General features: G+C 66.5%; 14 protein-coding genes. 8 read left to right on the top strand and 6 right to left on the bottom strand.

The window, feature by feature from the left end:
• Nucleotides 1–20: 20 nt before the first annotated feature.
• Nucleotides 21–1,673 carry a glycosyltransferase family 39 protein gene (locus QX039_RS26980; RefSeq protein ID WP_315739867.1) on the bottom strand — a complete coding sequence of 551 codons (1,653 nt, stop codon included), beginning with the start codon at nt 1,671–1,673 and terminating at the stop codon, nt 21–23.
• 441 nt (nt 1,674–2,114) lie between these two features.
• On the opposite strand from QX039_RS26980, the gene QX039_RS26975 reads away from it, so the two are divergent.
• Nucleotides 2,115–3,047, top strand: a complete 933-nt coding sequence (locus QX039_RS26975) for a hypothetical protein (RefSeq protein WP_315739866.1) — start codon at nt 2,115–2,117, stop codon at nt 3,045–3,047.
• Nucleotides 3,048–3,257: 210 nt separating this feature from the next.
• On the top strand, nt 3,258–3,674 hold the full coding sequence (locus QX039_RS26970; protein WP_315739865.1) for a MucR family transcriptional regulator: 417 nt from the start codon (nt 3,258–3,260) through the stop codon (nt 3,672–3,674).
• Nucleotides 3,675–3,683: 9 nt separating this feature from the next.
• On the opposite strand, the gene QX039_RS26965 is transcribed toward QX039_RS26970, so the two are convergent.
• Together QX039_RS26965 and QX039_RS26960 are read right to left on the bottom strand one after the other, a co-directional pair.
• A complete protein-coding gene (locus QX039_RS26965; protein WP_315739864.1) occupies nt 3,684–4,109 on the bottom strand; it encodes a SufE family protein in 426 nt (141 codons plus the stop codon).
• A 74-nt stretch (nt 4,110–4,183) separates the two neighbouring features.
• Nucleotides 4,184–4,645: a DUF5330 domain-containing protein gene (locus tag QX039_RS26960; RefSeq protein ID WP_315739863.1), complete on the bottom strand. Its 462-nt coding sequence runs from the start codon at nt 4,643–4,645 to the stop codon at nt 4,184–4,186.
• Between the two features lie 452 nt (nt 4,646–5,097).
• Here QX039_RS26960 and QX039_RS26955 point away from each other — a divergent pair, with 452 nt between their 5' ends.
• Genes QX039_RS26955 through QX039_RS26945 form a run of 3 tightly spaced genes read left to right on the top strand, consistent with a single transcriptional unit; the run spans nt 5,098 to nt 7,941 of the window.
• Nucleotides 5,098–6,861, top strand: coding sequence for a PAS domain-containing sensor histidine kinase (locus QX039_RS26955; RefSeq protein WP_315739862.1), 1,764 nt, complete (start codon nt 5,098–5,100; stop codon nt 6,859–6,861).
• Nucleotides 6,854–7,540: a peptidoglycan-binding domain-containing protein gene (locus QX039_RS26950; protein WP_315739861.1), complete on the top strand. Its 687-nt coding sequence runs from the start codon at nt 6,854–6,856 to the stop codon at nt 7,538–7,540. Before QX039_RS26955 ends, QX039_RS26950 begins: the two co-directional genes overlap by 8 nt.
• Nucleotides 7,541–7,590: 50 nt before the next feature.
• Nucleotides 7,591–7,941, top strand: a complete 351-nt coding sequence (locus tag QX039_RS26945) for a DUF1491 family protein (RefSeq protein ID WP_315739860.1) — start codon at nt 7,591–7,593, stop codon at nt 7,939–7,941.
• Between the two features lie 32 nt (nt 7,942–7,973).
• Here QX039_RS26945 and QX039_RS26940 read toward each other — a convergent pair whose 3' ends face one another.
• Nucleotides 7,974–8,927 carry a DUF2336 domain-containing protein gene (locus QX039_RS26940; RefSeq protein ID WP_315739859.1) on the bottom strand — a complete coding sequence of 318 codons (954 nt, stop codon included), beginning with the start codon at nt 8,925–8,927 and terminating at the stop codon, nt 7,974–7,976.
• A 398-nt stretch (nt 8,928–9,325) separates the two neighbouring features.
• Here QX039_RS26940 and QX039_RS26935 point away from each other — a divergent pair, with 398 nt between their 5' ends.
• On the top strand, nt 9,326–9,514 hold the full coding sequence (locus QX039_RS26935) for a hypothetical protein (RefSeq protein ID WP_315739858.1): 189 nt from the start codon (nt 9,326–9,328) through the stop codon (nt 9,512–9,514).
• Nucleotides 9,515–9,533: 19 nt separating this feature from the next.
• Nucleotides 9,534–10,295 carry a hypothetical protein gene (locus QX039_RS26930; RefSeq protein ID WP_315739857.1) on the top strand — a complete coding sequence of 254 codons (762 nt, stop codon included), beginning with the start codon at nt 9,534–9,536 and terminating at the stop codon, nt 10,293–10,295.
• On the opposite strand, the gene QX039_RS26925 is transcribed toward QX039_RS26930, so the two are convergent.
• Complete coding sequence (locus QX039_RS26925) at nt 10,292–11,191, bottom strand: LysR family transcriptional regulator (RefSeq protein WP_315739856.1); 900 nt, start codon at nt 11,189–11,191, stop codon at nt 10,292–10,294. The genes QX039_RS26930 and QX039_RS26925 overlap by 4 nt on opposite strands.
• A gap of 97 nt (nt 11,192–11,288) precedes the next feature.
• Between QX039_RS26925 and QX039_RS26920 the strand changes: the two genes are divergently transcribed.
• Entirely contained in the window at nt 11,289–12,137 is an 849-nt protein-coding gene (locus QX039_RS26920) for an MBL fold metallo-hydrolase (protein ID WP_315739855.1), read from the top strand.
• Here QX039_RS26920 and QX039_RS26915 read toward each other — a convergent pair.
• Nucleotides 12,124–13,614 (bottom strand): acetyl-CoA hydrolase/transferase family protein, encoded by a 1,491-nt coding sequence (locus tag QX039_RS26915; RefSeq protein ID WP_315739854.1) that lies wholly within the window; start codon nt 13,612–13,614, stop codon nt 12,124–12,126. The genes QX039_RS26920 and QX039_RS26915 overlap by 14 nt on opposite strands.
• Nucleotides 13,615–13,719: the final 105 nt, after the last annotated feature.

The following is a 13,719-nucleotide window of genomic DNA, read 5'->3' as shown; positions in this document are numbered from 1 at the left end:
CGTTTGGCTGAGTAGGCCGCTCAGGGCGCCGGGATCGACAGCAGGCTGGAAATGCTGCGGCCGCGGATGTCGTAGACCCGGGCGAACACGACGTCGTCGCGCTTGATCTCGACCATGACAGGGGCAGTCAGTCCCTTGCAGTAGAACTCGCCGAGCGTCATGGCGAAGTCGGCCGCATGGCTGTCCCAGCCGATGGTGAAATCGGGGCCGAGCGCGACCTGGGCGGGACGCTGCGGGCCGCACACCGCGACCTTCCATTTGTGCCCGATCGGCGGCACCTCCTGGCGCTCGTCGAGCTGCTCCTTCAGCCCGTCGGAGGCCTGCTTCAACGCCAGCCCCCAATAGTCGAGCATGAAGCGGGTGTCGGCCTCGCGCACGGTGCCGGCGATGAAGTTGAAGTGGGTGTACTGATAGGGATGCAGCCGGATCATCTCGGCCAGCGGCAGCAGCAGGCCGAAGCAGAAGGCGGCGATCGCCACCGGCTGCCAGCTGCGGCGCTCGTCGGCGTTGAGCCACGACAGCAACCACGAGAAGGCGATGCCGCCGAGCAGCGCCATCGGCGGGATCACGAACACGAAGTGGCGGATGCCGTTGTAGAGCGCCGGGCGTTTGACGATCGCGATCAGGATCGGCAGCGTCGCCGCCAGCGTCAGCATCAACAGGATGCTCTTCTGGCGTGCCGGCACGTCGGGCCGCGACAGCGACATGATGGAGGCCACGACGCCGGCGACGAACAGCGCAATCATCAATTCAGGCAGCTGCAGCGCGAACAGCGTCGGCAGGTACGACCAAGGCATGTCCGGCACTGAGACCAGCGCACCGTCGAACATCTCCTTCCACGGCTTCTCGAAGAAGTGCGAGAAGTAGGTCAGGGCCCGGAACGGGTTGGCCGGCTCGATGATCGACCAGGGCCAGATCAGTCCCATGATCAGGTAGCCCAGGATCAGGCCGGGGATCAGCACATAGAGCACGTGGGCGAAGCGGCGGATCGCCTCGCGCGGCCCTTGCGTGCGGTATTCCTCCATGAACAGCGGCAGGAAGCCGACCATCGCATAGACGACAGCCATGCCGCCCAGGATGCGCGAGCCGATCGCAAAGCCGGCCCCCAGGCCCAGGATCAGGATGGTGCGCGGCGAGGGGTAGGGATACTCATCGGCGAGGCGGACCAGGCCCATCAGCAGCACCACCATCGCCACCGCGAAGGGCGCATCCTTCGGGTTCATGAACATGTGGCCGTAGAAGATCGGGCAGAGCGCCAGCAGCAGCAGGGCGGCAAGGCCGGCCACCGGGCCGCCGATGCGGCGCGCCAGGCGCCAGGTCACGGCAAGGCCGATCAGCCCGACGATGGCGCCGACCAGCCGGCGGGTCTCGAACAGCTCCAGCGGCAGGATCTTGTGCAGCAGGGCTGCAACCATGTCGAAGCCGCCGCCGTACATATAAAGGTTGGCGAACGACAGCGCCGCCTGATCCCTGAAACCGGAACCGTACATGCGCAGCAACAGATCGGCATATTCGGCATGGGTGTAATCATCCCAGCCGAGGCCGTAATCCCGGAATGTGAGCCCGGCCACCACCGCGACCGCGGCAAGCACGAACATGGCAAGATCGTCATACGTCCGCTCAAGGGACCGCCGCGTCGGCGTCTCGAGGACCGAAGTGGTTATCGTTGTCATGGCTGAGTGTAACCCGGCGTCCCCTGGCGACCCCGCTTCCGCGTTTCAGGCCTGTGTTCCCCGCCTCCGTATAGCGCGTCCCGGCTTCCGAGGTGTCGGAATTATGGGAAGGCATGCTTCTCGCAGCGCAGCGGGGACCCGAATTTCGGCTGCTGAGCGCCATATTGGCACAGTCAAATGAACGCCCGCTGAACCACAGGGGCCGGAAGAACCCGGGAGGAACCTCAATGAATGCCGAGGGTTGGCCGATGTATATTGTGGCGGCATCATGACGATGGCTGCACGGCGGACGAGAACTTCAGCAGGATTGGCCGAACTTCCGCTGCAAATTGTCGCGGATTTGGACTAGAAACCGGATTCAAGGACGCGGGCAACCGCAACTATCTAATGTGATTTCGGTCGGGACACCGTCCGGAACCGGCGCATTAGGGGATGAGTTCGATGATGAGTGCAATGTTGGCCGCCGGGGCCCTCGCCGTGTTGGCCGGGCTCGGGGCGATCGCCTGGGGAATTCCAGTCAAGGAGTTCAGCGTCGGTAACACGCTGATCCTGTCGGGGACCCTTGGCGTCTGCAGTGGGCTGATCCTGTTCGGACTGTCGGCCGTCCTGAGCGAGCTGAAGATGATCTCGAGTCGGCTGCGGTCGCGTCCGGGCGCTGAGGCTGAGTCCGAACCCAGGCCTCTTCAGCTCCCGCTCGCCGCCGGCAAGACCGACTTCGAGACCGCCCCGGTGCCGCCGACGGAGGACGTCTGGCGCGAGGGCGGCTCGCCACGTCCGCGTCCCCGCATGCCGGACCTGTCGTCTCCCTTGTCCTCGGGGGTGTCGTCGTCGCCACTGTCCTCGTCTCCCTTGTCGGCCTCGCTGCGCGAGTCGAAGCCGGCCTCGGATGAGCCGCCGGCCGAACCCGCCGAGCGGCCCAAGCGCAACCTGCTGTTTGCGTCTTCGTCGCGCCGCGAGCGGGAGCGCGCCGAGAAGCGCGGCGCCGAGCCGCCGCCGACGGATTTCCGGTCTCCGCCCCTCAGCGACCCGCCGCCCGTGCCGCTGGACGAGCCCGCCGCAACCGAATCGGATTCGTCGTTCGACAATGGCTGGTCGCGACCGGAGCGGACGCGGACGCCGGAGCCTCTGCGCCCGCCCTTCCCGCGACGCTTGGCGCGGGCCGCACCGGCCTTCGTCGAGCCCGAGCCAACCCCGCCGCCGCCCGAGCCGAAGGACCTGGACGCGCCGGCCGTCAGCATCGTCAAGTCGGGCGTGGTGGATGGGATGGCCTATTCGCTCTATTCCGACGGGTCGATCGAGGCGCAGATGCCCGAAGGGATGATGCGCTTCGCGTCGATCGACGAGCTGCGCACCCATCTCGAAGGCCGCTCCTGACGGGCCAGACCACACGGTCAGGTTGAGCGCGTCTGGAATGTGGTACACAGTACTTGGCAGGTGACAGACTTCTCAAGAAGAAGTCCTCACTATCTTGTCATTTTGCCAGTTAATTGCCCATATTGCTTGTAGAATCGCGAGACAACGCTGTCACTCGGCGCGAGTGATACTTGCGATCGACGGTCACAGGCGGAGCGGGATGAGGGGTCGATGACCGAAGCGGCCGGCAAGAGCTTTATCGATCTGACGGCCGACATCGTGTCGGCCTATCTCAGCAACAACCCGACCCCGGCGGCGGAGATTCCCTCGCTGATCAGCCAGGTGCATGCCGCGTTGACCCGGGTCGCGGCGGGACGAAGCGAGCCCGCGCCCGAGCCGGCGCGGCCGGCGGTGCCGGTCAAGAAATCGATCCACCCGGACTATCTGATCTGTCTCGAGGACGGCAAGCGCTTCAAGTCCCTGCGGCGGCATCTGCGCACGCAGTACAGCATGACGCCGGAACAATACCGCGACAAATGGAACCTGCCGCCGGACTACCCGATGGTGGCGCCGAACTACGCGGTCACCCGGTCGCAGCTCGCCAAGAAGATGGGCCTGGGCCAGCAGCGGCCCGAGCGGGAGAAGTAGCCGAACCGATCAGGACGCCGTGGCGAGCGCTTCGCGGGCGTCGGCACGGATGCGCTCGACCATCGAGCGCAGGCCATTGGAGCGCTGTGGCGTCAGGTGCTCGCGGAACCCGAGCTCGTCGAACACGGCGGGCGCATCGATGGTCATGATCTCCTGCGGCGTCCGCCCAGAATACAGCGTGAGCAGAATTGCGATCAGACCGCGAACGATATGGGCGTCGCTGTCGCCGAGATAGTTCAGCACCGGCACGGCGCTGCTGCGATCGACGTGCTTCGACAGCCAGACCTGGCTGGCGCAGCCCTGCACCTTGTTCGCGGCGGAGTGCTCGTCCTCCGGCATCGGCGCCAAGGTGCGGCCGAGCTCGATCACGTAGCGGTAGCGGTCGTCCCAGTCGTCGAGCAGGGCGAAATTGTCGCGGATGTCGTCGATCGTCATGATGCTCTTCGGTCCCGATATCGGCCTTCATATAGGCGTTCGGGACGGCGAAAGCGACAGTCGGTTCCGCCGGTTCAGGGCGTCGGCGGCAGTTGCCATTCGGCGGCGAGATCGTCGGCCGAGAGCGTGTCGGCCGGCGCGTCGCCCGGGGGAACCTCCTCGACCATGGGGGCGTCGATCGAGCCCGTGTGATCGTTGCCGCGCTTGTCGAGACTGGCTGGTTTCACCGGGCCGATGAACTTGTCGGCGCCGGCCGGCTTCTCCGCGGCATCGGCCTTGTCGGTGATGATCTGGTAGATCTTGCGCGCGCCTTCCTGGGCGCGGTGGCCGATGACGGTCGCGGCCTGGCCGCCGACCTCGCAGGCCTGCGGCTGCCGCTTGCAGAACTGGCTCATGTCGGAGACGGCGGCGGTCGCAGCCTGCACGGCTTCGTGCGCATTGATCTGCGGCAGCTTGTCGGCGTCTTGGCTCTTCTCGCGCGGCAGCAGCACCAGCACGAGCCCGAGCCAGAATGCCATCCGAAGCAGAAAGAACATCACGCAACCCCGACCGTGCTGCTGATCTCGCGTGCTCAAATCGCGCAACCGGGATCGCAGCTGATTGTTCTATGTCGCGACTGCTTGCATTGGGCTTAATTGGTTGAGATTTCGCGAAGCCGGAGGCCGGATTTTCTTCGGAGTAAATTTTTCATTGGCGCGGGCCGCATGCGCCGCGCAACCGGCTGTAGATCGCACAGCTTTCGCAACCGCAGGCCCGGCCGGAAACGATGCATTCACCATTCCGGCCGAATGGCGGGCTTACCGCAGTCTGGCCCTTAGCGTTCGCTTAATGCGAGTCTGACACGGTGACTTCCGACGACAGGGGGCGTCCCGGCGCGTTCTCTTTGTGAGAACGACCGACAGGCCGAGGCGCGAGAGCCGTGAGTGTGTTGAGTATCATCCGCGATTGTCTCGATGCGTTATTGCATCCATCGGCTCGAACTGATGCGATGACGCGCGCGCGTCACCGCGCCTTCATCGCGCCGCGCCTGCTGGGCAGCCTCGCCGTCTTCGCCGTGTTTCCTGCCTATCTCGCGATGCGCGGCGCGCCGAGCGCGCTCGAGGTCGGCGCGCTGTCGTGGCTGATCGCGCCCATCCTGCTGTCCTGGTATCTGTCGCGCACCGGCCGCTACGAGAGCGCCTGCGCGCTGTCGTCGCTGGCGTTGTCGGCGCTGATCATGGCGGTCTCGATCGAGACCGGCGGCATCGAATCCTTTGCCGCGGTGTGGCTGATCGTCGTTCCCCTGGAAGCCTCGTTCTCGGCCTCGCGCCGCGTCGTCGTGTTCTCCGCGGGGCTCGCACTGTGCTGCGCGCTGCTGCTCATCCTCATTGGTCATTTCGGCTGGCTGCCGGAGCCCGAGACCACCCCCGCCTTGCGCACCGTGCTGCTCGCCTTCGGCGTCGCCTCCGCGACGCTCTATGCGGCCGTGCTCGCCTTTGCCGCCGACACGCTCGCGCGCACCAGCGTGACGCTGCTGTCGATGGAGGAGGAGCGCTATCGGCTGCTCGCGCGCAACATGAGCGACGTGATCTCCCGTCATCGCCGCAACGGCGCTGTCATGTTCATCTCGCCCGCGGTCGAGACGCTGCTCGGCGCGCCGGTCGCGCAGTTGCACGGCCATGGCCTGTTCGAACGCGTCCATGTTGTCGACCGGCCGGCCTATCTCACGGCGCTGTCGGAGGCGGCAGGCGGCAGCGAAGCCTCGAGCGTCGAGTTCCGCCTGCGCCGCGATGCGCCGGGCGAGGGGCGCGGCTTTCAGCATCCGGTCGATTTCATCTGGGTCGAAATGCGTTGCCGCCCCCTCGACCGCATCGGCGTGGCGCCGGGCGGATCGGAGCAGGAGGTGGTCGCGGTCATGCGCGACGTCACCGACCGCAAGCTGCAGGAGCAGGCGCTCGAATTGGCGCGCGGCGCCGCGGAGCGCGCCGACGCCGCGAAGACGCGATTCCTCGCCACCATGAGCCACGAGCTGCGCACGCCCTTGAATGCCATCATTGGCTTCTCCGAGATGCTGATGCAGGAGCAAATGCTGGTGCTGAACGCCGCGCGGCGCCGCGAATATGCGCAGCTCATCAACGATTCCGGCCAGCATCTGCTGTCGGTCGTGAACGGCATTCTCGACATGTCGAAGATGGAGTCCGGCAATTTCGAGCTGACGCCGGAGCCGTTCGCGCCGCGCGCGGCGCTGATCAATTGCTGCAACCTGCTGGCGCTGCGGGCGCGCGAGAACGGTGTCGATCTGTCGGCCGACGTGCCGCAGGATCTGCCGATGGTCACCGGTGATCCGCGCGCCTTCAAGCAGATCGTGCTCAACCTCGTCTCCAATGCCATCAAGTTCACCGAGCGCGGCGGCCGTGTCACGGTCTCTGCCGGCGTCGACGGCGCGCGCCTGCTGCTGCGAATCACCGACACCGGCGTCGGCATCGCCGCCGATGATCTCAAGCGCATCGGCGATCCGTTCTTCCAGGCCGGCAAGACCTACCAGCGCCGTCACGAGGGAACCGGCCTCGGTCTGTCGATCGTCAAGAGCCTTGTGAACTTGCACGGCGGCGAAATGTCGATAGAAAGCAAGATCGACGAGGGGACCACGGTCACGATCGCGCTGCCGATCAACTTCGTGGCCGAGGCGACCGCGGGCGCCACCATCACGCCGCTGTCGCCCTCGCGCTCCGCCCTGCCAGGGCAGGTCATGCAGGTGAAGAAGAGTGCCTAGACGAGCTGCAGAGGATGATCCGGCGCCGCCGCGCCGTCGCAAGCGCGCTGCCGCGGCTGCGGCCGTCGTCGCGGACGAGCGCGGCTGGCTGCTGCGGGCCATGCTCTACAGCCCCAAGGATCTGTTTGCGGGCCTGCTGGCCTGCGCGGCCGGCAGCGCCATCATCGTCAATGCCGTGTTCCTGCAATCCGGACCGCATCCAGCGCCGATGTTCGGGTCCATCGTGACCATTCCGCCCAATCTGACGAGCTCCAATCCACTGCCGCGGCCCCGGCCGATGGACATCTCGCCGTTGGATCCGAAGGTGATCGAGACGCGGCCCGCTGAAACCAGGGCGGCGGAGCAGAGGGCGGTTGAGCAGCGCGCCACCGAGGCGCGTCCGGATCAGAAATATGCCGATCCGCTGGCCGATCTCGTCCGCTCGGTCAGCGGCGGTCAGGGCAACGTGCCGCGTCCGCAGCCGACGCAGCAGGGCGGCAATGTCCGTCGTGTCGCCGCGGTCCAGCGTGCGCTGACCGAATACGGCTATGGCCAGTTGAAGCCGACGGGAATGGTCGGCTCCGACACCCAGGCCGCGATCCAGAAGTTCGAGCGCGAGCGCAAGCTGCCGGTGACGGGCCAGGTGTCGGACCGCCTGGTGCGCGAGCTTGCGATTGTCATCGGTCACCCGATCGAATAGAGCAGGGGCGGCTGCGACTTGCAGCGCGCTTGCACCTGCATCGAACCATCATGCGATTGAAGAGCAGCATCTGGGTGAGCGCCTATCTGCGGCGTTGCCAGTCGGCCGGCGCGTTCAGCGCGATCCGCCACCGTGGCGCCGAGGAAGCCGGCGCGGTGTTCGTCAAGGTCGCGCTGATGGACGGCACGGCCCAGCTCTATGTTCCCGCGCCGCAGACCGTCTATGACGACAGCCGGCCGATCGACCGCTTCTTCGTACCGATATCGCCGCAGCCGATCGAGGAAGCGCAGATCGAGGAACGCCTGGTCAAGGAGCTGCGCTTCGATCCCGACGCCTGGATCATCGAGACCGAGGACAGGCAGGGCCGTCATTTTCTCGATCTCGTGCGCGAGCGTCCCTGATCATCGCCAAGATTCGGGGCAGCGATCGCGCGTCATCGCTTGAAGCCGTCGGTCCCCGTGCGCACGATCGGCCTCGTCGCGGTGCCGGCCCGCGCCGTGCTGCCACGGACGTGCTGACGTTCGTCGTCATAGAGAGCCGTGCGATGCTTGGCCCTGATCGCGGCCATCCCGGAGCCGCGCCAGGCCGCCAGCATGATCAGCGCCGCGCGCTCGCTGAGGCGCTCGTAGAAACGTGACAGCCGAAACACGGTCTGGACGGACTGGCCCATCTCCGGCTTGAGGAACAGCAGCACCCGCTCGAACACCGGCGCCGGCATGCCGAGCGCCTTTGCGGCGCAGGCCAGCGGCTCGCCGTTCGGGTCGTTGACGACCTCGTGGGTCATGCGTGAGGGCAGGATCAGGCTCTCGCCGAGCTCGATCGTGAACGTCTCGACGTCGGCGTTGAAGGCGGCCATCTCCAGCGCCTCGATCGCATGCACCGCGCGGTGCAATGGCGTCGGCGCGGCAGGTCTCAGCGGCGTGGTGGCGAGGTTCTGCAGGATGGCGATGCGTTCGTGCGAGGCGGCGCGCATGAACATCTCGCTGAGCTCGGCGGCATCCTTCGGCTGCATCGACAATCCGGACGCCGCGTCGTCGCGCGGCGGGATCGGAGACGACGAGCGAAGCGATGCGGGAATGGGGCCGGCGAGCGGCGGCGTCGGCTCGCTCTGCGCCGGGCGCAAGCCCAGCTTGTTCAAAATCTCGATCGGCGTCGCCGGATAGATCGCCAGCCGCGCTCGCACCGCCGCACGGGTCGCATCATCGACGTCGTCGACCAGACGGGAGGCCAATTCGACGAACTGCCGCTCCTCGTCGGCGGAATGCGCGCTCGCCTGGACATAGAGGTCGGTCAGGACGCGCAGCAGAGTGGGCTTGATGTCCACGCCCTCGCGGCGCGAGAGCGTGAGCAACCCGTCGAAGCCGGGGAACAGCGATGATCTTGTCATGTCGGGGTACGCAACTTCGGCAATCGTTGCGCCGATTAGAGCGGAGTTGTTTTAATGCGGCGTTAAGGAAAACAATCGGTGAAGATGGGCCGAAATGACCCGGTGAGACAAAGGCGCAACGCTGGCTTGCCTTCTCTCCCGCCGGTGCACGCGATCCGTGTCGGGCGGCCCGCGCATTAATATCCTCTTAACCACGTCCTGATCTTAATCGATCCGTTCGATGATCTCGCCTTGGCCGCGTCACGCGGCCAGCCTGATCTTCGCCGCGCCGAATGCCAAAGCGCAGCTTCATGCGCCGGCATTCGTGATCGTCAGTTCTGCGTGCCCTCTTGCCTGCGAAGTTCGGGCGACGGGGAGTTTTCAGGGGGTCAGAACTTCGGGCACGAAAGAGAGTCAACATGGCGACCATCATTGAATTCCCGGCGGACGTTGCGCGTCGCGCGCGGCCTGCCGTGACCGGCGCGCCGCAGGAGGGCATGGGAACGATCCTGATTCTTCCCGTCGTTCGGATCGAGCGCGAGACCACGACCGACGATCGCGGGCCCCGCGAGGGCACAGCTCCAAGCCGCCGCCGCCGTCGCCGCTGACAGGTCGGGGGAAACGGGAATGCCGGCCATCGTGAATCCGGTCCGGCGCGCGGTGCCGGTCCTCGCACTCGTTCTCGTCGGCGGACTGCTCGGCGCCTGCAGCGGCGGCGATTTCGGTCGCACCCGCGCCGACATGCGCAATGACGACATGCACAAATGGATCGGGGCGGAAGCCACCGCCAGCGTCGGCGTCAACCCATCGCAATTCCAACTGACCGACAACGAGCGCCAACTGCGCGATCTCGCTTATCCGCTGATCGAGCCGCCGCATTCGCGCCCTGCCTGGAAGAGCGTATTCGGCGACTATCAGCCGTCGGCCTCGCCCTGGCGCCAGAAGGTCGTGTTCGACCGCACCGCCTATGGCCGCGCCCTGATCGACGAGCCGCACCGCTCGCACGCCTCGCGCTACGCCCAGTTGATCGACGACGTGCGCGACGACATCACCCGCTTCGAGCCGTTCTTCGCATCGGCCATCCGCGTCATCGATCTCGACCGCAAGCGCGATGCCAGCATGAGATACATGACCGAGCTCTCGCCGCGCGAGAAGGCCGATGCGGTCGCGCGCATGCAGGAGAACTCGCTGATCGTGCAATGGGTGCAGATCAGCCTGGAGCAGCGCGTCTCGTCCTACCGCTGGGCCTTGGAGCGCCTGGTGCTCCAGGCTCCCGACGGATTGGCCGCCGACGCCGATCGCCTGATCCATGAACTGGCGGCTCAGACCGCCAATCCGCCGGTCGCGGCGCGGCCCCTGATCGAACGGCCGCTGACGACGCGGGGCTAGCCCGGCACGACCTTGCTCCGGCGCCGGCCTCGCTTGGCCGGTGCTCCCTTTTGCCGCCCTGCTGTCGCACGGAGCTTCTGCGGCGCTGCCGCGCGCAGCGTTGCGATCAGGATCTTCAGCGCCTCGGATGGGGCGCGCGAGGCGGAGTAGGCGAGGCCGACCTGGCGCTTCAACGTCATCTCGATCTCGCGGACCGCAACGTCGCTTCGGCCGTGCACGACGCCTTCGGGAACGATCGCGACGCCGACGCCGGCGGCGACCAGCGCCAGGGCCCAATCCTCGGTTTCAGCAATGGCGGCGATCTCGCGCGGTCCGCCGCTGCGTCGCGCCAGTGCGCTGTGCTCGCAATGGCAGCGGTCGATCATGGCGACGTCGGCGAGGTCGGCCGCGCGCAAGCGCGGCTTCAGCGTGAGCGGATGCGCGAGCGGGAGCGCCGCGACATAGCGCTCGCTCCACAGCGGCAGGAAATGCTCGCCGTCGCCGACCAGGCTTTTTGAGACGATGCGTCCGTCGGCCCGCTCGGTCGGACCGACGATGTGAAGCCTGAGATCCTCGCGCGCCGTGAGCGGCTTGAGCAGCGCGGTCACGCGGCGTCCGTCAAGGGTGCGCATGAGCCCGAGCTTGAGCGCCTGCTTCGGCGCGCCGTGCCGGAACAGGTTGCGGGCGGCATCGGCCTCGCCGACGATCCGGCGGGCGATCGGCTGCAGGCGTTCAGCCGCCTCCAGCGGCACGACACCCTTGCGGTGGCGCAGGAACAGCTCGGTGCCGAGCTCGGCCTCGAGATTGGCGATCGCCAGCGAAATCGATGGCTGCGAGACGAAGCAGCGCGCCGCGGCTCTGGTCAGGCTGCGTTCCTCGAACACGGCGGAGAAATAACGGAGCTCGCGGATATCCATAGGAACTGCCTATGATGCGTATCACTGATCAATATTTTACTTATCTCAGGCCGGCACGCAAGGATGCGCCCGATGTCGGCAATGAAGGAGAAGATCGATGCGCGTCCACCACCTCAACACCGGCACGATGTGTCCACGCGGCGGTCGGCTGGTGAGCGGCAGTGGCGGCCTGTTCGCGCGCGCCCGCCTCGTCTGCCACTGCCTGCTGATCGAAAGCGATGACGGCCTGGTCCTCGTCGACACCGGCATCGGCACCGGCGACATCGCCGCGCCCGCACGATTGGGGGCACGCTGGGTGAGGCAGGCCGCGCCGCTTCTCGACGCGTCGGAGACGGCGCTGGAGCAGGTGCGGGCATTGGGCTTCTCGCCCGGTGACGTCAGGCACATCCTGCTCACTCATCTCGACCGTGACCATGCCGGTGGCATCGGCGATTTCCCGAAGGCCAAGGTGCACGTTCATCGCGCGGAGCATGCGATGGCCGTCGAGGGCTCTCCGGCGCCGCCGCGCGGCCGCTACGTCGCCGGCCAATGGCGGCATCGTCCCGACTGGCAGTTCTACGGCGATGACGGCGAGGACTGGTTCGGCTTTCGCGGCGTCCGCGCTGCCGTCGATCGCAGCGGCGACATCCTGATCATTCCTCTGCCGGGCCATACGCGCGGGCATTGTGGCGTCGCCGTGCGTCGCGGCGACAAATGGCTGCTGCACGCCGGCGATGCCTATTTCTTCCACGGCCAGCTCGGTCCGCGGCCACGCATGCCGCTGCTGCTCGGGCTATTCCAGCGCAAGGGCGATCAGGATCGCACGATGCGGATCGCCAACCAGGAGCGGCTGCGGCGCCTGAAACGCGACCATGGCGACCGGGTCACGATCGTGAACAGCCACGATCCCGTTGCCTACGAGACGTGCCGCTGCGGTGATCGGGCCGCAGCGCTCATTCCGGCCTGAGCAGGCGGAACGCCTCCTCGAGCAGATGCGGCGTGTGCTTGCCGGTCGAATCACGGCAGGCGCGTTCGAAATAGTCCGCCAGCGCCGGCCGGAATTTGGGATGCGCCGCCTGGTCGATGATGGCGCGGGCCCGCTGTTTCGGCGACAGGCCGCGCAGATCGGCGAGGCCGCGTTCGGTCACGAGAACCTGTACGTCGTGCTCGGTGTGGTCGACATGGGTGACCATCGGCACGATGCAGGAGATCGTCCCATTCTTTGCCGTCGAGGGCGTCATGAAGATCGATAGATAGGCGTTGCGGGCGAAGTCCCCGGAGCCGCCGATGCCGTTCATGATGCTGCTGCCGCGGACATGGGTCGAATTGACGTTGCCGTAGATGTCGGCCTCGATCATGCCGTTCATGGCGATGACGCCGAGCCGGCGGATCACCTCCGGGTGGTTGGAGATCTCCTGCGGCCGCAGCACGATGCGGTCGCGCAGGAACTCGATCTCGCGGTTGAATTCGATCGCAGCTTCCGAGCTCAGCGACAATGCGGTCGCGGAAGCGAGATCCATCCGGCCCGAGCGGATCAAATTCAGCATGCCGTCCTGCAGCACCTCGGTGTAGGCGGTGAGATGCGGGAACGGCCCGTCGTCGAGCCCGGCCATGACGGCGTTCGCGACATTGCCGACGCCGGATTGCAGCGGCAGCAGATTGCGCGGGAGGCGGCCCTGCTTCACCTCGTGTGCGAAGAACTCCAGGATGTGCCCGGCGATCGCGCCGGAGACATCGTCGGGCGCGGCGAAGCTCGTGTTGCGGTCCGGCGCATGGGTCTCGACGACCGCGATGACCTTGTCCGGATTGCAGCGATAGGTGGTCTCGCCGATGCGGTCGCCGGGCGCCACGATCGGGATCGGTTTGCGATGTGGCGGCAGGCGCGTGCCGTAATAGATGTCGTGCATGCCGAGCAGCGCCGGGTTCATCCACGAATTGACTTCGATGATGACGCGGTCCGCCAGATCGAGCCAGGTCTTGTTGTTGCCGATCGAGGTCGATGGGATCAGCCGCCCGTCTGGCAGGATGCCGGCGCATTCGATCACGGCGACGTCGAGATGGCCGAGAAAACCAAACCACACGAACTGTGCAACATGGCTGAGATGCAGATCGATATAGTCGATGCTGCCGGCGTTGATGCGCTGTCGTGTCGCCGGATCGGACTGATAGGGCAGGCGCAGGTCGATGCCATCAGCCCGGGCGAGCGCGCCGTCGAGCTCGGGCGCGGTGCTTGCCCCGGTCCACACGCCGATGCGGAACGGCTCGCCGCGCGCATGTGCGGCTTCGATCCGGCGCGCCAGCGCGAGCGGCACCGCTTTCGGGTAGCCCGACCCGGTGAAGCCGCTCATGCCGACATGGTTGCCGGGCTCGACCAGCGCGGCCGCCTCGTCCGCCGACATGATCTTGGCGCGCAGCGCCTGTGACATCACCTGCGATGAACTCATCGTGCAAACTCCATGCGCGATCGTTCAGACCGCCAAGTCCGCGCTGTTTAAGGTGGGCCCTCGACGGGTGATTTGACAGGGGTCAAGCCGCAACGGCCCGTGCGT

Origin of the sequence: Bradyrhizobium sp. SZCCHNR1043 (genome assembly GCF_032489675.1) — a bacterium.
In the GTDB taxonomy this organism is placed as follows: domain Bacteria; phylum Pseudomonadota; class Alphaproteobacteria; order Rhizobiales; family Xanthobacteraceae; genus Bradyrhizobium.
The sequence above is the reverse complement of the archived record's forward strand: the minus strand, read 5'-3'. Positions and strand labels throughout refer to the sequence as shown.

What these genes read in the sequence shown, in the direction of transcription:
- QX039_RS26970 (WP_315739865.1), top strand. Translation starts at nt 3,258, where the DNA reads ATGACCGAAGCGGCCGGCAAGAGCTTTATCGATCTGACGGCCGACATC.
- QX039_RS26945 (WP_315739860.1), top strand. Translation starts at nt 7,591, where the DNA reads ATGCGATTGAAGAGCAGCATCTGGGTGAGCGCCTATCTGCGGCGTTGC.
- QX039_RS26915 (WP_315739854.1), bottom strand. Translation starts at nt 13,614, where the DNA reads ATGAGTTCATCGCAGGTGATGTCACAGGCGCTGCGCGCCAAGATCATG.
- QX039_RS26925 (WP_315739856.1), bottom strand. Translation starts at nt 11,191, where the DNA reads ATGGATATCCGCGAGCTCCGTTATTTCTCCGCCGTGTTCGAGGAACGC.
- QX039_RS26935 (WP_315739858.1), top strand. Translation starts at nt 9,326, where the DNA reads ATGGCGACCATCATTGAATTCCCGGCGGACGTTGCGCGTCGCGCGCGG.
- QX039_RS26930 (WP_315739857.1), top strand. Translation starts at nt 9,534, where the DNA reads ATGCCGGCCATCGTGAATCCGGTCCGGCGCGCGGTGCCGGTCCTCGCA.
- QX039_RS26960 (WP_315739863.1), bottom strand. Translation starts at nt 4,645, where the DNA reads ATGTTCTTTCTGCTTCGGATGGCATTCTGGCTCGGGCTCGTGCTGGTG.
- QX039_RS26940 (WP_315739859.1), bottom strand. Translation starts at nt 8,927, where the DNA reads ATGACAAGATCATCGCTGTTCCCCGGCTTCGACGGGTTGCTCACGCTC.
- QX039_RS26980 (WP_315739867.1), bottom strand. Translation starts at nt 1,673, where the DNA reads ATGACAACGATAACCACTTCGGTCCTCGAGACGCCGACGCGGCGGTCC.
- QX039_RS26955 (WP_315739862.1), top strand. Translation starts at nt 5,098, where the DNA reads ATGACGCGCGCGCGTCACCGCGCCTTCATCGCGCCGCGCCTGCTGGGC.
- QX039_RS26975 (WP_315739866.1), top strand. Translation starts at nt 2,115, where the DNA reads ATGATGAGTGCAATGTTGGCCGCCGGGGCCCTCGCCGTGTTGGCCGGG.
- QX039_RS26965 (WP_315739864.1), bottom strand. Translation starts at nt 4,109, where the DNA reads ATGACGATCGACGACATCCGCGACAATTTCGCCCTGCTCGACGACTGG.
- QX039_RS26920 (WP_315739855.1), top strand. Translation starts at nt 11,289, where the DNA reads ATGCGCGTCCACCACCTCAACACCGGCACGATGTGTCCACGCGGCGGT.